Here is a 16908-nt window from a genome sequence, read left to right as displayed (position 1 = left end):
TAATGCTGGGGCGGCCCTTTCTCATTCCAGGTCCAGTGTTTTAGCCGAACTTGGCCTTATGCCCTTCGGTATCACCAGCAGCGAGATATGCCGCCTGCCCTACCCAATTATCGCGTGTGATACGGCCTTTGAATTTGAGGTACTGATCCACCTCAGCAATATCCGCGTCCGTCCACTTCGATATCTGGTCAAAGCGCGACACACCCAGCGATTGGCACGTCTCGGCAAGCTTGGGTCCAACGCCTTTGATCTTGGTCAGATCATCGGGGTCACCAACGGCCAGAGCGATCTTGGGCATGTTTGCCACATCTTGGATCGTCTCTTTGGCTTTATCAGTCGCAGCGCCTGCTGCCGCCGCAACACCAGCACCTGCAGCAGCAACACCGCCAGCAACAGCGCTGCCAGCACCCTTTGCCGCATCCACCGCGCCGCTCGTTGCGTCACCTGCTGCCGACGCAGCGCCTTTAGCCATTCCAGCCGCACCGGAGGCAGCGCTTCCAGCCATGCTAGCAGCTCCAGAAGCCGCGTTTCCAGCTGCACCCGCAGCGCCCTTGGCTGCGCCAGTGGCCTTGCCCGCCGTATCAGCGACAACTTCGCCCAAGCGGCCCCAAATCCACCATGCGGTGGCGAGCCCTAAGACAACTGCAATCAGCGCCCGAATGGGATGTGCCATCAACAAATCAATCATGTCTTTTCTCCCTTTGCGCTTAACTGCGGCCCCAAATGAGCCAACCAATTCCAAGACCAATGGCGAAAAGGATCATCAAGCCGATCCAGCTCTCTAACAAAAGTGGCATGTTATCCCTCCCCTTCAGGCGCAGCCTCAGCGGCGGCATCGTCCAGTGTAAATTCAATCCTGCGATTCGCTGCGTTCTCGCCAGCATCTTCGACCAGCGGCTGGCTTGAGCCATATCCGGTGGCGATGATCCGAACTCCAGCAACGCTGCGATTGGTAAGTTCTGCAGCAACAGCATCGGCGCGCGCTTGGCTAATGGTGAGGTTCACCTCATCCGTGCCGGTTGCATCGGTGTGGCCGCCCACATTGATGCGCATACCCGTACACACATTCATGCGGCGAGCGAGCGAGTTAATCAGGTCGAGCGATTGCTCAGACAGATCGGCTGACCCTGTATCGAACAGGATGGTCTTGCCTTCCTTAAAGCTATCGAGCGCTTGCTGGCAGGCGGCAATTTGTTCCGCACTTGCCCCGGTGATAGCTTCCGTGTTCCCAATACCAGTGGCAAGGGCCTCTGCATCGAAAATGTCGAGCTCGCCCTCCCAAGAAATCGCGCCGACGTTCGAACTCTTGCGCAAAATGCCCTCAATGCGCGCGCGTTCATCGGGATCGCTAATCCCGGAAAGCGTGACGTTACGCGACAATGGGTCACGCGCGATGGACAGGTCAACACCGCGAACCCCAGCCTCGGCCAGCGCCGCGCTCGCATCCGTCTCGATTTTGTCGATAGTACCAGCCCCGTTCGCATAGTGCGTGCCTACGGCAAGCAGCGAAGCAGCCCCAGCGCCCAAAAGCGCCTTGCTTAGTCCCCTCATAGTTTGAACCCCTCGTTTTTGCATTGTACCCCTTCGAGAGACTAGCGGCTCAATGGACCGAGTAAACGTAAAACTTGTAACATGCACCGCAGCGAGAATCATTGGGTGGTAAGAAAGTTACATGGCAAAAAGGCCTGTAGGCCGATCTGCTGCACAGACTTTTGGTTCCCAAGATAGAGCTCTAGCGCTCTTCTTGAGCTTCGACGATGATGACATGGATTCGATGGACATCGCCCCCCTCGTTGGCAGCGCCATGTGCTGGAGGATGAACATGCCAGCATCAATGGCGACATGAACGCTGGCGCATTTGTTACGATGCCGCTTTCAGGAAGACACGCCCAATTTCTTCGCAAGAAAGAGATTTACAAGGTCGTCGATGCGAAACGCATAGGCGGCCCTTCTGTTTCAACTTGTAGCCGTACCTTCCTCAGAAAGGAATTTTCGAAAAACTCTTGAAAAACCCTCTCCATGCCCGCAATAATCTGACTTCAATAAAGGTCTATTACTCCAACCGATCTATGTAACGCACGCCAATTTATTGGTGATTGATATGTATGTCGATTGGAACACCGAAATTGGGGGAAATATGAAATACACTGGTATCTTGATTGGTCTTACCGCGTTTGTCGCAGTGCCAGCGGCATCTATCGCTCAAGACGAATTGGTCGATGAAAACGTTGTAACCGATACGACAGTCGAGGCGGCCGAGGCCGAGCCAGCACCAGTGTCAACTCCAACTGAACCAACCTGTTCATTGCACGTTTTTCCAACCACCGAAGGGCAAGCACAGACCTCTGGTTTGCTTTCAGGTTTAGGGATCGTCGGTGCGGTCGCAGACACCGCTGTAAATGCCGACCGGAACGTTTCAGATGCTGACTACTTGAAGAATGCTCTGGGGCCTCGCTTCCAGGTCGATGCTTTTAGCACAATTGATGTCCCAGCTGCTGTTGGTTTGCCAGAAGGCACCGAGGTCATTTTCGAAACGCCGATTTCAGATCGTGATATCACGACCAAAGTCAAAACGCGGCTCACAGAGAGCACTGACGAATGCTACGCTGAGTTGATTGTTACTCAGAACGCCTATTTCAAGCGGATGATCTACGGCCGTTCGTTGAACAATCGCTTTATCTTTAAGGACTTTCGTGGTGGTCTCGAAAAGACAAAAATGATAAAAGGGCGTGGGGGTAATGGACTGTCTCATTTCCCACCTAAGACAGCTGAAGAACGCGTCGCGGCGGATGCTGATTTGCGTCAGGCTTTTCTAGCCAACTTCCAAGAATATGCGAAGCGATTCCAACAAAATCAATGATTCTAACACCTTGGACTAAAAAGAAAGCCGCTGCGAACACAAGAAATGTGTTTGCAGCAGCCCTTCTCTCTTTTGGGTTTTTCACCACAACAGCGTTTACTCAATCAAGTTCGGATTTTGTCGAACCTTCTGCAAGAGAGGTTGAACCTGCCCGCCCGTTGGCCGCAATTGTCCCACAAGAGAGGATTGCAACAAGCATCGACCTTGGACGCATTGTGTTACCAGGTACGACTGGGGGCATTTTGGGATCACTGTTGATCTCTGCTGCCGATCGAACACCTGAGAAGCTCGCCGCAAGGGCTGCGGAAAGAGCTGAAAGGTTTGCCCGGCCACTCGCCGCAGCACTTGAAGGGTTCGATGTGCCCCCTCTTGCGGATAAAGCGACCTCCGCAGCTGCAAGTGAGGTGACATGGTTTGCAAGCGGTCCAACACAGAACTTTGTCGGTGAAGCGGTTTCAGACCACCTCGTTGACGGCGTTAATATTACGCCTGACAGCACAGTCTCCATGACCTTCGCAACTGGATGGATTGATGAGGAAGCGAATGACACAAGGGGTGCCGCCGCGTGGAATGAAGAGCGCAAGCGCTTAGAACGCGAATTCTTAGAGGCGAATTTCGATGCAGGCGAGGTCGCGACTGTGACTTGGCGTTATCAACTCTCAAGCGACTTCACCAATATCCAGGTCATCGCAGATATGGCACTCCGCCGAAAAGGATCAGCCAGTCCACACTACGAACAGCAGTTGATATCTATCGTAAAGCTACGCCATCCAACGTTTGTAGAAGAGGAAAATGTGGCGATATGGGCAGCGAATGATGCCGCCTTTGCCCGATTAGCTCTCACTCTTGCTTTTGAGCGGGCAGGCGAAGTTTTACCGTCTATAATCGCTCTTGACGAAGAGGGTATGGTGCGCGCCATGGATAAGAAGCGCAAGAGCGTGACATCTGCAGGTTTTCACGGCCCCGAACTCTTTCGTGATGACAAAGGCTCTGTGTTTTTCGCAAGAGATGGCGATCAAAGGCTTAAAGCATTTGTCACGGTACAAACCATACGCAATCGCTAGGTTTCATCCCATTGGGTCCAATTCAAACTTCATCAGCAATGTGCGCTGTGAGCCGGAGAAATTGTCGTCGCTAACGATGTAGATGAAGGTTCTATTATCCTCTTCGCGCACGGCGAGGCCTTCGAAATTGTCGAGGGTGAGTGGGGGCAAGAAAGTTGCGATTTCGCGGCTGGAGCCGTCTGGGGCGTAGGCGACGATCGCGGCGGTGTTGCCTGCGGCAGGTGAGTAGCTGCGGAAGAGGATGAGGAAGGTGCCATCGGACAGAGCATCGGCATCGGTTGGCGTCGCACCCAACTCGGTCAACTCTTGCGGAGGAGTTACGGGAAAGTCACTGAATGTGTCGTCATCATCATTGTAAAGCACACAATTGGCCCGATCAGGTCTGGCGATGCGCTCCGCGCACGCCAATTGGCCTTCTGAACCTGCGGCCATCGCTTCGAGGCCCCTATTATCCTCAAGCTCTCCAAGAACTTCCGTTGGTTTTAGCGGATGCCGAGTAGGCACTTCGGCAAGTCCCTGATCATACACCCAAATCCGGTGATCGCGTTCGAAACCGACAATCCACGGACCATCGCCTTTGCGGGCCAAGCTTTCGCTATCGCCCTGCTCCTTGCCCGTCAGCGTCTCACCTTTGAGACCTAGCAATGGGCCGCTTTCGACATCCGCGACACTTGTGAGGCGTTCACCCTGTTCGTCCAAGGTAATCCACACCGAGCGTGCATCATCGGTGATCGCCAGCAGCCGCCCGCTTTCCGCATCCCAGCGAAGCCCCGATAGCCCGCCGATATTCTGGCCTATGCGCGGGATGTCGAGGCCGCCGAGGTATTTGAGATCACCCACCCTATCGAGCGAAGGATCATCCTCAGATAACGGCACCTGCAAAAGCTCTGTCCCATCGCGCGCGAAGGGATCGTGCGTGTAGACGTATGCACCCGCGAGCAGCGCAGCGAGGAGGAGCGGACCCCAAAGAGCGATCCGCAAGAGGCTCATCAGACGAGTTTATCCTTGAGAATCTGGTTCACAACCTGCGGGTTGGCCTTGCCCTGCATCGCTTTCATGGTCTGACCCACGAAGAAGCCAAAGAGCTTGTCCTTGCCGCCTTTGTATTGCTCAACCTTGTCTTGGTTATTGGCGAGGATATCGTCGATCGCCGCCTCAATCGCGCCGGTGTCGGAAACTTGTTTGAGGCCTTCAGTGTCGGCAATCTCATCAGGCTCACGGCCCGTTTTGAGGACGATTTCGTAGATTTCCTTTGCCTGGCTGCCGGAAATCTCGCTCTTACCCTGCATCGCAAGGATAGCGGCCTGCCGCTCGGCTGTGCCGTGTGCAGGATCGACCTCTTCGCCAAGCGATTTGATCACACCGGGAGCAACTGACAGCGCCCAGTTGGCGACTTGCGTTGCGACATCCGCCTCCGACTTGCCAATCGCGCCAGCCGCCGCCGAAAGCAGCGTTTCAAAGCGCGCGAAAGTCTCCACCTCATGGGTCAGCTCTCGCGCATTATACGGCGTCAGGCCAAGCTCGGTCTCATACCGAACCCGCTTTGCATCGGGCAGCTCAGGTAGAGACGCGCGGCATTCCTCAAGGAACTCATCCGCAAGCACCAAGGGCAGCAAATCGGGGTCCGGAAAGTAGCGGTAATCATGCGCATCTTCTTTAGAGCGCATGGTGCGCGTCGTGCCGGTGGCCACATCGAACAGGCGCGTTTCTTGATCGACGCTGCCGCCGCTTTCAAGCACGTCAACCTGACGGTTCGCCTCATATTCAATCACTTGCATGACAAAACGCACAGAGTTCACATTCTTGGTCTCTGTACGCGTGCCAAGCTCTTCGCCTGCCTTGCGCACTGAGACGTTGACGTCTGCGCGCATGGAACCTTCTTCCATATTGCCGTCGCATGACCCGACATAGCGCAAGATTGACCGCAGCTTGCGCACATAGGCGCCTGCCTCTGCTGGCGATTGCATATCGGGCTTGGAGACGATTTCCATCAGCGCAACGCCCGAGCGGTTCAAATCGACATAGGACATGGTCGGATGCTGGTCATGCATCAGCTTGCCTGCGTCCTGTTCGACGTGGATACGCTCAATCCCGATCACTTTGTCTTCGGGAATACCGTGCTTTTCATCTGCTTCGATCAAGAGAGAGCCCTCGCCCACAATCGGGTGGTAGAGCTGGCTGATCTGATACCCTTGCGGAAGGTCAGCGTAGAAGTAGTTCTTGCGGTCAAACCGGCTCCACGCGTTGATCTCCGCCTCGATCGCCATACCGGTGCGCACCGCCTGACGGATGCATTCTTGGTTGGGCACGGGCAGCATGCCGGGCATCGCTGCATCGACCAAAGACACTTGGCTGTTGGGCTCTGCACCAAATTCGGTGTTTGCGCCTGAAAACAGTTTCGACTTGGACGTCACCTGCGCGTGAACCTCAAGGCCGATTACGACCTCCCATTCACCGGTTGCACCTTGGATGCGGTAGTCACTCATTGTCACTTGCCTTATTTATATCAATACGTTGTGCAGGCCGCGCTCGGCCTTCCGGAGCAGCGTGCTGACTGTCTCCTGAGATCACTTTGCCATCAGGACCAAAGCGCGCTTCGCCGTGGTCGATGGTCTTCGATAGAAACATCACCACCCCGCCGACAATGACAAAGGCGACGAGAAAAATCAGGACGAAGATCGCGGTAAAGCTCATGCAGGCTCTTTCGCCTCCAAAAGCTGCGCCTCGACCGCCTTCAATTCGGCGCGCACGACATTGTCGAATTTGCGGGTGCCGGTGATGTTGATCTCTTCAAGGAACAGCACGCTGAAAGAGCGGTACTCCGGATAATTCGCAAGTTCGCGCACGGTGGCGGCAAACAAGGGCCCATTGCGCACCTGCTGCGACTTGGGATCAAGTTGCGCGTGGAGCGATTGTAGCAGCGCTGCGTAAGCGAAATATCGCTTGTTCGGCTCCTCCACCCGGATCGCCTTAGCACGGTCGCGGAAAGAAAGCGCAAGCAGCCAAGCTGGAACCACAAAGCCCAGAGCGAGGAAAGCGATTATGGCCGTTTCAAAGGTGGTCATCGAGCGAATACCTTCCATTCTTTGCTGCGCTCATTGCGGTACTACCTCAAGACGTTTTCGATCCAACCTGTCTCGCAGTCCATAAGCAGGCTTTTCGACAAAGCGATAGGACAATTCGGACAACACCAAGGTGAGTACAAGAGCGACAAACAACGCTACAAACCGCCTTGCACCAATCGACTGCCCAGCCTCCACACATAGGCCGATCATAGGCCAATGCCAAAGGTAGATCGCATAGGAACGTCTGCCGAGCCATTGGGTGACGGGCCACTCCAAAGGACCAACAAGTCCGCCGGTGTTTTGTGCGCAATAGCCGACCACGATAAATGCGAGTATGCCGATAAGGGCAATTCCATATGACACGTAGAATTGCGTCGTCGAATTGATCGTGAAGACAATAACGGCAAGGGCCACAACTGCGGCTAGGAAAACCGCTTTTGGGATCGTTATTCTAGGTAGCACAAAGAACAAGAGCGCTCCCAAAAGGAGCTGAGAAGCCCTTGTGTCCAAGCCGTTGTAGATGCGCGCATGCGGAACCGACTGTTGCGACATCCAGAACTGCCACAGCACAAATGCTGCTAGCACGGCGGCAAGTATCACGATTGAATGCTGCCTCACGTTTTCCTTTAGCAACAACACCAACGCAAGGGGCCAAACCAGATAGAATTGCTCCTCAATCCCAAGCGACCAGAAATGCCCGAGGAAACCGCCTTCGGTGTATCCGAATGCCCTTCCCCAATTCATCAGGCTGAGAAGGGAGAGCCAGATGTCTTGCCAACTAGCCAAAGCAAGACCGAAGAGATTGGCAATTGCAAAGAAGACCAATACGGGAAGAATTGGAGGCAAGATACGAAAAAAACGATGGATGTAGAAGCGCTTAAAGTTGATTCCATCAGTGACCAGTGATCGTGTGATGACAAATCCGCTGATCACAAAAAAGATATCAACCCCGATAAAGCCACCGCGAAAAACATTGAAATAGCCATGCACGGCAAAGACGAGCGCGACGGCCAGAGCTCTGAGGCCATCGACCGCCTTAAATCTTCGACTGGCATTCTGCTGAAAATCAGTTCGGAGGGCACCAGCCCCAGGACCATTGGTCACCACCAACGCTCCGGCGCGTGGTCGAAGCCTGCGCGCTCTTGGATTGCTAGGCCAGCGTTGAGGACCATTTGCTCATCAAACGGCTTACCAACAAGTTGCAGACCCAGCGGCAGGCCGTCAGGGTTAAGTCCAGCCGGAACGCTCATCGCGGGCAGGCCTGCAAGCGATGCTGGCACGGCGAACACATCGTTCAAATACATCGTCAGCGGATCGTCATTGAGGCTTCCCAGTGGGAAGGACGCGGTCGGTGTTGTCGGTGCAAGGATCACATCGCACTTAGCAAAGGCTTGCTCAAAATCGCGGCTTACCAGAGTGCGGATTTTCTGAGCCTGCGTGTAATAGGCATCGTAAAAGCCAGCCGACAGCACATAGGTGCCGATGAGAATACGGCGTTTGACCTCATCTCCGAAACCAGCTGCGCGTGTCTCTGCATACATATCTTGAAGGCCGGCGCCCTCTGGCAGATCGCGAAGACCGTAACGCACACCGTCATACCGGGCGAGGTTCGATGACGCCTCGGCAGGGGCAATGATGTAATAGGCGGGAAGCGCGTATTTGGTATGCGGCAAGGATACATCAACGATCTCAGCGCCTGCGTCTTTGAGCCACGCTTTGCCTTGCTCCCACGAATCCAAGATCGCTTGGTCCGTGCCTTCCATGCGGTATTCCTTGGGGATACCCACTTTCTTGCCGCTAAGGTCGCTCGACAAAGCCGCTTCCCAATCGGGCACATCCATTTTGAGGCTGGTCGCATCCTTGGGATCAAACCCAGCCATTGCGCCCAGCATGATCGAACAATCTTCAACCGAGCGCGCCATCGGGCCTGCTTGGTCAAGCGAAGAAGCAAACGCAACCACGCCCCAGCGTGAGCAGCGGCCATAGGTTGGCTTGACCCCGCAAATGCCGGTGAATGCTGCGGGCTGACGGATCGAACCGCCGGTGTCTGTACCAGTCGCAGCAGGTGCAATACGCGCAGCGACAGCTGATGACGAACCACCCGAAGAACCACCCGGTGACATCGCGGCATTGCTGTCTTCATTCCGCCACGGGCTACTTACATTGCCGAAATGTGATGTCTCGTTCGAAGAACCCATCGCAAACTGATCGAGGTTCAATTTGCCCAACATGCCAGCGCCTGCGTTCCACAAATTCTGCGAAACGGTGCTTTCATATTCGGGCCTGAACCCTTCAAGGATGTGGCTGGCCGCTGTGGTCTGCACACCGTGGGTTGCGAAAAGGTCTTTCATGCCAATTGGCACGCCGCCCATTGCGCCAAGGTCATCCCCGGCCGCGCGCTTTGCGTCGGTCCTATCCGCCGCTTCAAGAGCGGCTTCGGGAGTGGTCACGATAAAGGCATTAAGCGCCGCTGCCTGCGCTACGGCGGCGTTAAAGCTCTCCGCCACTTCGCGTGCGGTGAAGTCTCCGCCCGCCACGCCATCGCGGGTTGCTTTTACGCCTAGGTTGGTAAAGTCTTCGCTCACAGTATTTCCGTTCGTCCTGAGCCTGTCGAAGGATGAAACCTTCGGACTGTCACCGTGCGCACTTCGACAAGCTCAGCACGAACGATGATGCTAGCTTTGTTCAATTATTCGATCACTTTAGGCACGCCGAAAAAGCCGTGCTCTGCCGCGGGCGCATTGGCGATCACATCGTCGCGCTTGCCGCCGCCGGTTAATGGGTCTGCATCGACCACGTCATCGCGCAGACGAAGCGTGTTCGGGATAACCGCTGTCATCGGCTCAACGCCGCTCACATCGACTTCACCCAATTGCTCGACCCAATCAAGGATATTGTTCAGCTCAGGCACCATCCGCTCAAGCTCTTCATCGCCCATCTTGATGCGCGCCAGCCCGGCGATTTTTGCCACGGTTTGTTTATCTACAGACATACCTGCCGCTTAGCGCTCACAAGAAGGCGCTTCAAGCACGAGTTGTTCCTAGCTGATAAGAATCATTGCGTCTGCGAAGTGCCTATTAGAATGCCCCGCTTACAGGCTTGCCATCGATATAGAGCCGCTGGCCTTCGAATGGCCTAAGTTCAACTTCCGAATTCTCATCAAATCCAGGCGTCTGATACGCTTCACGTTCTTGCAGCTGCCCGTTTCGCATGACCGCAACTTTCACCTCATTCTCCGCCTCATCATAGAAGAGAAATTCAGGATCAAATCTTTGTGCAAGCAACACCATCAGCGGCTGATCATTCAGTTCGCCAATTGCCACGACACGGCACATCTCCTGACATCTATAGGCGCTGTCATTCAGAAAGGTTCGCACCGCAATCCGCACCGTTTCGTCCTCAATTTCAATCGGCACCTTGCTAATCAAAGCAACATCTTCGGTTCGGCGGCTGTCATACAGGCTTTCCGCCTTCTGCATTGCAAGCGCAAACTCCGCAATTTCCGGATCGCTGTGTTCAGTAAGCTCGGCCAGAGCCTCGCGCCCAGCATCGCCAAATTCCCATCTGAGAGCCGCATAGTCGAAATCTTCAGCACTCACCGCACCCGATTCGAGTCGCGCAATCTGGTTAGACGCGGAAATAGCGCCAAAATTGAAAATCGGCATCGCAAGCAACAGTGCGATCACAGCGGTCATCACTGCCAAATGAAGGTTCGATTGCCTTAACAATCCGCGCCAACCTTCGCGCCGCCCGCGTAAGGCAGAGACGAAATAGGCAATGCCGTATGCAACAGCCACAGCAATGGCGATCAACGCCCAAATCCGCTCAGGGCTAAGCCCATGCTGCGCGATTCGAGTACCCATTGAAATCGTCGCCATGATCGACAGCGGCAAGATGCCGAGCGCCAAGACAAAGCCAGCGATGCGGAGAATTTGCGACTTGCTGGCATCGTCGTCATCATCGCGCACCACGGCATTGGCGAGGACAAAGCAGCCCACCGCAACCGATAGCAGCAACGGGGTCGCGCTTTCGGTGGCTCCCCAAAGCACATCGATACCCGAAACCATCACGGCAAGCAGGAACAAAACCAAAGCTACCGCCAAAGGGATGGCGAGGATCGAAAGCACCAGCAAAACAACATTTTGCAAGGTGCCAATGATCTTGAGTTGATTGCGAAGGACGCCGAGTGCGGCACCAAAGGTCGCGCCCGAGAACATCCAGCCAAAGGCTTCTTCGTGGAGCAGGCCCTTCAAAAGGTCGATCTGAATGGCTGAAAACAGTTCGGCCAGAATGGCGATCAGAGCCCAAGAAATGCCGACGAACGCAAGCGCACCTGCCCCAGTGATGGCATCAGTCCAGACGTGGAAATGGGTGGCTTTGTAACTGGTGTTCCAACGCAACCTATGGAAGCCTGCTTGAAACAAGGGCAATGATAAAAGGCTCGCCAACACCCCTGCTGCGACCCAAAACTCTTCATCCGCAAAGCCAACACCAGCAGCAACCGCCCGCCACGCGATCCCCGCCATGACCAAAGCGATAATGCCAGAGAAGATGAGCGAGGATTGCCAACGCTCCTGGTTGAGGGTGAAGGCAGCTGTTAGCGGACCAAATACCGCCGCCGCAGCGAACGCAGCGCGCCATGGTTCGTCGCTTGTGCCATCAGTGAAGATATGCACCAGAAACCCCGCGACCGCGAGAATCGCAGCCAACAACCACGGACGCTCACGCCAGTCTTTTACAACGTGCGCATCATGCTCAATGCTTTGACCATCAGCCATCGATCCCTCCCATATGATGAGGGGCGACCTAAGCCAGTTGAACCTTCAATGAAAGTCCGATCGGCCTATTGGCCGGGTTGAGGCGCGCCGGGTGGAGGACCTGCTGGACCAGCCGGACCAGCTTGTTGCATCGCCTGCTGGAGGATTGCGAGATTGCGGTCAAAGGTCTCGCGATCCATGAAATCGACCACTTCAATTTCGAACACAAGATCAGCGTTTGGCGGGATTGGCGCCCCTTGTGGTGGCTCTGCACCATAAGCCATGTCTGATGGAATGAAGAGCTCATACTTGCCCCCCTTCTGCATCTTTTGCAGGCCTTTGTAAAAGCCCTCAATGGTCGCCCCTTCCTCAATAGGGAACGGACTGCCCTCAGGGAATATACCTTCAATCGGGAGCGGTATGTCTTGCGATTCGTCGAACACTTCACCGTTCGAGGCGAGGGAACCTTTGTACTTTACAAAGACCATATCGCCCTCTTGCGGCATCGCACCCTCGCCAGCGGCAAGCGTGTCGATGCTAAAGCCTTTGGGAACCGCTGCCCAGGCAAGGGCCGCGCCCAACAGAATGGCGACAATAACACCAAGCCAGATTTTGGTTAGCGAGCCCTTTGCAATGGGCTGAATTGGAACGCGAGTAACTTCGGTCATGTGAGATCCCGTCTTCTAAGCGCGCCACATACCAAAAAGGGCGCGGAAGTAATCCGCGCCCTGATGGCGTATCGCGGGTTGAGTTTCAAGCGTTTCATCCCAATGAGATGGGGGCTGAAATCCCGCCAATATTTTAAAGCCACTTACGCCTGAAGGCGTAAGCAACGCTTACTTGATGCCGTCGCGCTCCATACGCTTACGCTCAAGCTTGCGAGCACGGCGAACAGCAGCCGCTTTTTCACGTGCACGCTTTTCGCTTGGCTTTTCATAGTGCCGACGCAATTTCATTTCGCGATACACACCTTCACGCTGCAGCTTTTTCTTAAGCGCGCGCAGGGCTTGATCGACATTGTTATCGCGAACCATGATTTGCATAAACGGCAACTACCTTATCTTCAAATACGCCTGAGCCCGCTGGTTTCTTGCGGGAGTGCGCTATAAACTGACGCTAAAAATGGCGCGAATCCCTGACGGTTCACGCAATCACACGCGCCCCACTAGCGCCGGGCGGGGAAATTGGCAACCCGCAAGACTTGTAAAAGGCGATTTGCCTCACATTGAGCACGTCAATGCTATGCAGACGCTTATGGCACAGCTAAGGCGAGAGCAACAATGAACAACCTATCATGATCGAAGCAACATGAGTGGCGCATCGCTCTCTCCATTTTTGGCAACCCTTTACGTCGCAATCGGTGGCGGGGTTGGTGCTGCGCTTCGCTATCACCTGGGCCGTGTGGTTGTGAACATCACTGGGCCGAATGAAACTTTCCCATGGGGAACGCTTGGGATCAACGTAATAGGAAGCCTAGCGATGGGCGTCCTATTGGGATGGCTGGCTCGTTCATCAATGTTTGCACAAACAAGCGAGACCTTGCGGCTTGTCCTTGCCATTGGCCTATTGGGCGGCTTCACCACATTCAGCGCTTTTAGCGCGGAGATGGTGACCCTCGTCCAACGAGGTTTTCTTGTTCAAGCGCTGGGTTATGGCAGCGCGTCAGTGATTGCCGGAATGACAGCTTTCCTGATTGGCCTCGTAGGAGCACAGAGCGCGGCATGACCCTTCCATCTGACAAGCCAAAGCAACAAGTCCGCCAGTTCACCATCAATGATGATGACAATGGCATTCGTGTAGACCGCTGGTTTAAGCGTAATCTTCCTGAAATCCCGTTTGCGACTGTTTCTCGCTGGTCCCGCACGGGGCAAATCCGGGTCAATGGCAGCCGTGTAAAACCTGAGGATCGCTTGGAGACCGGCCAAGTCATGCGCGTTCCGCCCGGCGGGGAGGCAAGGCACAAGGGGCCAAAATCGAGACGTCCCTTGACCGAAGAAGAGATTGCACAGGCCCGTGATATGGTGATCCGTGAGACGCCTTCTGCAATCGTACTCAACAAACCGCCCGGCCTTGCCACCCAAGGAGGCAGCAAAACCACGAAACACGTCGACGGCCTGCTCGACGCGTTTGTGGAAAGCACCCAGCAAGACGCTCCGACAGTTAGACCGCGCCTTGTTCACCGGCTTGATAAAGATACTTCGGGCGTTCTCCTGATCGCCAAAACACCGGGAAGCGCGGCGTCTTATTCGCGGCGGTTTTCCGGACGCAGCGCGCGCAAGACTTATTGGGCGCTTGTCGTTGGCATTCCTGAAGTTCGCGAAGGTACAATCGATGCACCGCTCGCCAAGCAGCCCGGCTCTGGCGGCGAGAAAATGCATGTCGATGAGGAAAACGGTCAAGCGGCCAAAACCCGCTACCGCGTGGTTGAGCGTGCTGGAACACGCGCTTCATGGGTGGAACTTGAACCCCTAACAGGCCGCACTCACCAATTGCGCGTCCATATGGCGGCGATTGGCAATCCAATTGTGGGCGATGGCAAATATGGCGGACAGGATGCGTTCCTTACAGGCGCGATCAGCCGCAAAATGCACCTGCATGCACGGCGCCTCGTCATCGGCACACCTGAAGGTAGGTCGGCGAATGAAACTGGTGGGGGAAAGCTAGATGTCACAGCACCTTTGCCTGAGCATTTTGCTGCCAGCATGGAAGCGCTTGGTTTCGATGAGAGCTTAAGCGATGCCTCCCCCATCCGCGATGAGGCGCCCGAGCGCACGCCAGCGGAGAAAAAGCAGGCGGCGCGCCGTCACGCTAAACAATATCGCAAGGACCGCCGGGGCGAGCGCCGCGGACGGACAACTTCGGCCACGACCGCTAAGAAGCAAGCTCAAAAACAAAATAAATCTGGCGTCAAATTTAAAGGCAAAGCCCCCAAACGCGCGGGGGCGAAAACGGGCAAACCAAAGGGTAAGCGGTAGTGCACCCCAATCCGGCCTTTAGACGTTCTGACCAGGCATTGCACGACAAGCTAATCCGCGAAGTCGCCTTTGGGACGGTCTTTTTGACCACACCGGATGGGCCGCGCGCCGCGCATGTTCCAGTGCTCGCATATGGTCAAGATGACCTGCGGTTTCATTTAGCGCGCCGCAATGCGCTCACCCCGCATCTCGACGGCGCACGGGCGCTGATTACGGTAAATGGGCCTGATGGCTATATTTCCCCGCGTTGGTACGATAACCGCGATACTGTTCCGACCTGGGATTATGCCGCGCTCGAATTGGAAGGCGCGGTTGAACGCCTGAGCGATGATGCGCTTGAGACCTTGCTTCACGATGTGATCACAACTTTTGAAGGACACATTGAAGGTGATCCTTGGCTTGCATCGGAATCGAGCGAGGAAGTCTGGTCAAGCCTTTTCAAAGGTATCGCCGGCTTCTCGCTTAAAGTCGAAGAGCAGCGCCCCACGTTCAAACTTAGCCAAAAGAAAAACGATGCCGAGCGCGCCCGTATTGCAGCTGGGGTTAGACCGCAGCTTGCACACTGGATGCATGAGGTCAGCCAATGACCAAGCTTGCCGTCTTTGATTGCGATGGAACGCTGGTGGATGGTCAGGCCGACGTGCTTTGGGCAATGAACCATGCGTTTGAACTGGTTGGCTTGCCTTTGCCTAAGCCTGCCCAAGTGCGGCGATTGGTCGGGCTTAGCCTTCCCGTTGCAATCCGCCAACTCGCACCCAAAGCCGATCATCAACGTCAATTGGAAATAACCGAGAATTACAAAACGGCATTCCGCAAACGGCGTGAGGAAGGGCTTTTGCATGAGCCGCTTTACGACGGGATTGCCGAACTGCTGCGCGACCTTCACGCTGGCGGTTGGAACCTCGCGGTTGCCACCGGAAAATCAGATCGCGGGCTTACGGCATGCCTCGCAGGACATGGGTTAACCGATTTGTTCATCTCGCTTCAGACTGCCGACCGTCATCCCTCAAAGCCGCATCCTGCCATGTTAGAGGCGGCTTTGTTCGAAGCAGGCGCGCAAGTATCCGACGCCGTGATGATTGGGGACACCAGCTTTGACATGCAAATGGCAAAAGCTGCCAATGTACGCGCGATTGGCGTTGCGTGGGGTTATCATACACCGGACGATTTGACGGCCACAGGTGCCGATTTTGTGGCGCAGGCAATGGACGATTTGCGCGGAGAATTGGACCGCTTTTCATGAGCAACACCCTTGTCCCAACACCTGAAGAAGCCGTGGCTGCCAAACGGTATATGGTTATGAACCTTGTTCGTTTGTGTGCGATCGTTGCGGTTGGCCTTGGGATTGCGATTGCGCGCGAAGTGATTGCATTGCCTTATGCATGGGGAGTGGCTCTTGCGGTTGCGGGGCTTGTCGCATTTTTCTTCCTGCCGGTGATGTTGGCTAAACGCTGGAAAGCAGGCGACCGGGGCGAACAATGAAACGTTTCTACAAAGAAGTGAGCGTTACGGCCGTCGAAAGCGGTTGGCAGGTCATGCTGGACACACGCGCCATGAAAACGGTTGGCGGGCTTGCGCAGATATTGCCGACTAAGGTGCTTGCCGAGGCACTCGCCGCGGAGTGGAGTGCACAAGGCGAAAAAATTGATCCGGCTTCTATGCCGCTTCGCGATATGGCCGACTATGCCATCGATATGGTGAGCCCCGACACAGATGCTTTGATTGAGAAAGCTGTAGCATACGGCGACACCGATACGCTGCTTTACCGCGCCGACCCTGACGAACCGCTTTTCGCACGTCAACAAGAGGTGTGGGAGCCTGTTGTAGGCGCGCTCGAAGCGCGGCTAGGGGTTCAATTCGTCCGTATTTCCGGCATCATCCATCGCCCGCAACATGATGAAACTCTAGTCAAACTGCGTGATGAATTGACTGGCCAGAGCCCGTTCGCCCTCGCCGCGATTGAGGCGATGACCCATCTTGCCGCATCGCTCATTACCGGGCTTAGCGCAAGCGAACCTAAAGCGGATGCATTGGCGCTATGGAACGCGGCAAACCTCGAAGAAGATTGGCAAATCGAACAATGGGGCCGCGACGAAGAAGCCGAAGAACGCCGCGAGAAACGCACAGGCGACTTTCTGAGGGCGCGGCAATTCTGGGAATTGACGCATAGCCAAACTGGCAACTAAG

Annotated in this window: 20 protein-coding genes; 8 read left to right on the top strand and 12 right to left on the bottom strand. The window is 55.2% G+C overall.

What is annotated here, in order from left to right:
• Nucleotides 1-40: 40 nt before the first annotated feature.
• Nucleotides 41-688, bottom strand: a complete 648-nt coding sequence (locus ABJ205_RS03730) for a hypothetical protein (RefSeq protein ID WP_348160250.1) — start codon at nt 686-688, stop codon at nt 41-43.
• 110 nt (nt 689-798) lie between these two features.
• The gene (locus ABJ205_RS03725) at nt 799-1551 is read right to left on the bottom strand and encodes an OmpA family protein (protein WP_348160252.1); all 753 of its coding nucleotides are present in this window, start codon (nt 1549-1551) and stop codon (nt 799-801) included.
• A 586-nt stretch (nt 1552-2137) separates the two neighbouring features.
• Here ABJ205_RS03725 and ABJ205_RS03720 point away from each other — a divergent pair.
• Both ABJ205_RS03720 and ABJ205_RS03715 read left to right on the top strand, forming a co-directional pair.
• Nucleotides 2138-2860, top strand: a complete 723-nt coding sequence (locus ABJ205_RS03720; RefSeq protein ID WP_348160254.1) for a hypothetical protein — start codon at nt 2138-2140, stop codon at nt 2858-2860.
• A complete protein-coding gene (locus ABJ205_RS03715; RefSeq protein ID WP_348160256.1) occupies nt 2857-3924 on the top strand; it encodes a hypothetical protein in 1068 nt (355 codons plus the stop codon). Before ABJ205_RS03720 ends, ABJ205_RS03715 begins: the two co-directional genes overlap by 4 nt.
• A 3-nt stretch (nt 3925-3927) precedes the next feature.
• On the opposite strand, the gene ABJ205_RS03710 is transcribed toward ABJ205_RS03715, so the two are convergent.
• From ABJ205_RS03710 to rpsU, 10 genes are all read right to left on the bottom strand, one after another.
• The gene (locus ABJ205_RS03710; RefSeq protein WP_348160258.1) at nt 3928-4914 is read right to left on the bottom strand and encodes an esterase-like activity of phytase family protein; all 987 of its coding nucleotides are present in this window, start codon (nt 4912-4914) and stop codon (nt 3928-3930) included.
• A complete protein-coding gene (gene gatB, locus ABJ205_RS03705; protein WP_348160260.1) occupies nt 4914-6410 on the bottom strand; it encodes an Asp-tRNA(Asn)/Glu-tRNA(Gln) amidotransferase subunit GatB in 1497 nt (498 codons plus the stop codon). Before gatB ends, ABJ205_RS03710 begins: the two co-directional genes overlap by 1 nt.
• The gene (locus tag ABJ205_RS03700; RefSeq protein ID WP_348160261.1) at nt 6403-6618 is read right to left on the bottom strand and encodes a hypothetical protein; all 216 of its coding nucleotides are present in this window, start codon (nt 6616-6618) and stop codon (nt 6403-6405) included. Before ABJ205_RS03700 ends, gatB begins: the two co-directional genes overlap by 8 nt.
• Nucleotides 6615-6989: a hypothetical protein gene (locus ABJ205_RS03695; protein ID WP_348510006.1), complete on the bottom strand. Its 375-nt coding sequence runs from the start codon at nt 6987-6989 to the stop codon at nt 6615-6617. Before ABJ205_RS03695 ends, ABJ205_RS03700 begins: the two co-directional genes overlap by 4 nt.
• A 30-nt stretch (nt 6990-7019) precedes the next feature.
• Complete coding sequence (locus tag ABJ205_RS03690; RefSeq protein ID WP_348160265.1) at nt 7020-8093, bottom strand: acyltransferase; 1074 nt, start codon at nt 8091-8093, stop codon at nt 7020-7022.
• Nucleotides 8090-9574, bottom strand: coding sequence for an Asp-tRNA(Asn)/Glu-tRNA(Gln) amidotransferase subunit GatA (gene gatA / locus ABJ205_RS03685; protein WP_348160267.1), 1485 nt, complete (start codon nt 9572-9574; stop codon nt 8090-8092). Before gatA ends, ABJ205_RS03690 begins: the two co-directional genes overlap by 4 nt.
• A 104-nt stretch (nt 9575-9678) precedes the next feature.
• Nucleotides 9679-9981, bottom strand: a complete 303-nt coding sequence (gene gatC, locus ABJ205_RS03680; RefSeq protein WP_348160269.1) for an Asp-tRNA(Asn)/Glu-tRNA(Gln) amidotransferase subunit GatC — start codon at nt 9979-9981, stop codon at nt 9679-9681.
• Between the two features lie 85 nt (nt 9982-10066).
• Entirely contained in the window at nt 10067-11767 is a 1701-nt protein-coding gene (locus ABJ205_RS03675; protein ID WP_348160271.1) for a DUF4153 domain-containing protein, read from the bottom strand.
• Between the two features lie 65 nt (nt 11768-11832).
• Nucleotides 11833-12414, bottom strand: coding sequence for an FKBP-type peptidyl-prolyl cis-trans isomerase (locus ABJ205_RS03670; RefSeq protein ID WP_348160273.1), 582 nt, complete (start codon nt 12412-12414; stop codon nt 11833-11835).
• Between the two features lie 168 nt (nt 12415-12582).
• On the bottom strand, nt 12583-12789 hold the full coding sequence (rpsU, locus tag ABJ205_RS03665) for a 30S ribosomal protein S21 (RefSeq protein ID WP_006834591.1): 207 nt from the start codon (nt 12787-12789) through the stop codon (nt 12583-12585).
• Nucleotides 12790-13054: 265 nt separating this feature from the next.
• Here rpsU and crcB point away from each other — a divergent pair, with 265 nt between their 5' ends.
• The 6 genes from crcB to ABJ205_RS03635 are packed head-to-tail and all read left to right on the top strand — an operon-like array spanning nt 13055 to nt 16907.
• Nucleotides 13055-13471 (top strand): fluoride efflux transporter CrcB, encoded by a 417-nt coding sequence (gene crcB / locus ABJ205_RS03660; RefSeq protein WP_348160275.1) that lies wholly within the window; start codon nt 13055-13057, stop codon nt 13469-13471.
• Nucleotides 13468-14721, top strand: coding sequence for an RluA family pseudouridine synthase (locus ABJ205_RS03655; protein WP_348160277.1), 1254 nt, complete (start codon nt 13468-13470; stop codon nt 14719-14721). The genes crcB and ABJ205_RS03655 overlap by 4 nt, the downstream gene beginning before the upstream one ends.
• Nucleotides 14721-15308, top strand: coding sequence for an FMN-binding negative transcriptional regulator (locus tag ABJ205_RS03650; RefSeq protein ID WP_348160279.1), 588 nt, complete (start codon nt 14721-14723; stop codon nt 15306-15308). Before ABJ205_RS03655 ends, ABJ205_RS03650 begins: the two co-directional genes overlap by 1 nt.
• Complete coding sequence (locus ABJ205_RS03645) at nt 15305-15964, top strand: HAD-IA family hydrolase (RefSeq protein WP_348160280.1); 660 nt, start codon at nt 15305-15307, stop codon at nt 15962-15964. Before ABJ205_RS03650 ends, ABJ205_RS03645 begins: the two co-directional genes overlap by 4 nt.
• The gene (locus ABJ205_RS03640) at nt 15961-16203 is read left to right on the top strand and encodes a hypothetical protein (RefSeq protein ID WP_348160282.1); all 243 of its coding nucleotides are present in this window, start codon (nt 15961-15963) and stop codon (nt 16201-16203) included. Before ABJ205_RS03645 ends, ABJ205_RS03640 begins: the two co-directional genes overlap by 4 nt.
• Entirely contained in the window at nt 16200-16907 is a 708-nt protein-coding gene (locus ABJ205_RS03635; protein ID WP_348160284.1) for an ATP12 family protein, read from the top strand. Before ABJ205_RS03640 ends, ABJ205_RS03635 begins: the two co-directional genes overlap by 4 nt.
• The last annotated feature ends 1 nt before the right edge of the window (nt 16908 follow it).

Origin of the sequence: Erythrobacter sp. (assembly GCF_039988855.1) — a bacterium.
In the GTDB taxonomy this organism is placed as follows: Bacteria; Pseudomonadota; Alphaproteobacteria; order Sphingomonadales; family Sphingomonadaceae; genus Erythrobacter.
Note: the sequence above shows the minus strand (reverse complement) of the source record. Positions and strands in the feature narration are given on the sequence as shown.

Excerpts from the sequence above, each read along its gene's own strand:
- ABJ205_RS03655 (WP_348160277.1), top strand. The coding sequence starts at position 13,468 with ATGACCCTTCCATCTGACAAGCCAAAGCAACAAGTCCGCCAGTTCACC.
- ABJ205_RS03700 (WP_348160261.1), bottom strand. The coding sequence starts at position 6,618 with ATGAGCTTTACCGCGATCTTCGTCCTGATTTTTCTCGTCGCCTTTGTC.
- crcB (WP_348160275.1), top strand. The coding sequence starts at position 13,055 with ATGAGTGGCGCATCGCTCTCTCCATTTTTGGCAACCCTTTACGTCGCA.
- ABJ205_RS03715 (WP_348160256.1), top strand. The coding sequence starts at position 2,857 with ATGATTCTAACACCTTGGACTAAAAAGAAAGCCGCTGCGAACACAAGA.
- rpsU (WP_006834591.1), bottom strand. The coding sequence starts at position 12,789 with ATGCAAATCATGGTTCGCGATAACAATGTCGATCAAGCCCTGCGCGCG.
- ABJ205_RS03640 (WP_348160282.1), top strand. The coding sequence starts at position 15,961 with ATGAGCAACACCCTTGTCCCAACACCTGAAGAAGCCGTGGCTGCCAAA.
- ABJ205_RS03710 (WP_348160258.1), bottom strand. The coding sequence starts at position 4,914 with ATGAGCCTCTTGCGGATCGCTCTTTGGGGTCCGCTCCTCCTCGCTGCG.
- ABJ205_RS03720 (WP_348160254.1), top strand. The coding sequence starts at position 2,138 with ATGAAATACACTGGTATCTTGATTGGTCTTACCGCGTTTGTCGCAGTG.
- ABJ205_RS03635 (WP_348160284.1), top strand. The coding sequence starts at position 16,200 with ATGAAACGTTTCTACAAAGAAGTGAGCGTTACGGCCGTCGAAAGCGGT.
- ABJ205_RS03725 (WP_348160252.1), bottom strand. The coding sequence starts at position 1,551 with ATGAGGGGACTAAGCAAGGCGCTTTTGGGCGCTGGGGCTGCTTCGCTG.
- ABJ205_RS03675 (WP_348160271.1), bottom strand. The coding sequence starts at position 11,767 with ATGGCTGATGGTCAAAGCATTGAGCATGATGCGCACGTTGTAAAAGAC.
- ABJ205_RS03645 (WP_348160280.1), top strand. The coding sequence starts at position 15,305 with ATGACCAAGCTTGCCGTCTTTGATTGCGATGGAACGCTGGTGGATGGT.
- ABJ205_RS03730 (WP_348160250.1), bottom strand. The coding sequence starts at position 688 with ATGATTGATTTGTTGATGGCACATCCCATTCGGGCGCTGATTGCAGTT.
- gatC (WP_348160269.1), bottom strand. The coding sequence starts at position 9,981 with ATGTCTGTAGATAAACAAACCGTGGCAAAAATCGCCGGGCTGGCGCGC.
- ABJ205_RS03670 (WP_348160273.1), bottom strand. The coding sequence starts at position 12,414 with ATGACCGAAGTTACTCGCGTTCCAATTCAGCCCATTGCAAAGGGCTCG.
- ABJ205_RS03695 (WP_348510006.1), bottom strand. The coding sequence starts at position 6,989 with ATGACCACCTTTGAAACGGCCATAATCGCTTTCCTCGCTCTGGGCTTT.
- gatB (WP_348160260.1), bottom strand. The coding sequence starts at position 6,410 with ATGAGTGACTACCGCATCCAAGGTGCAACCGGTGAATGGGAGGTCGTA.